Below are 263 nucleotides of genomic sequence, written 5' to 3'. Positions count from 1 at the left end.
CACTAGAAGTCTACAACCCTTATCCGCAAGTGATGGAAAATGTGCCATCCAGTAATGGTTATAAAGGCGGCTTTATGAGTAAGCTGATGCAAAAAGACCTGAATCTTGCGATGCAAACCGCTCAGGACACCAATGTTGAGACACCAATGGGTGCCAAGGCGACAGAGCTGTATGAAGCTCACACAGTAGAGAATGGTGATAGGGACTTTTCTAGCATCATGGGTCGTCATGATGCATCGTTGCTGTCTTAGAAATATCAAGAC

At 45.2% G+C, this 263-nt stretch carries 1 protein-coding gene; it reads left to right on the top strand.

Annotated features, from left to right (window positions below; all coding sequences use genetic code 11):
• Positions 1-251 (top strand): NAD-binding protein (locus AAEY78_RS13585; protein WP_352339860.1); only part of this gene is annotated, 251 nt, incomplete at its 5' end.
• Positions 252-263: the final 12 nt, after the last annotated feature.

Source organism: Psychrobacter sp. 16-MNA-CIBAN-0192 (assembly GCF_040309565.1).
Lineage (GTDB): Bacteria > Pseudomonadota > Gammaproteobacteria > Pseudomonadales > Moraxellaceae > Psychrobacter.
This window is presented reverse-complemented; position numbering and strand designations above follow the sequence as displayed.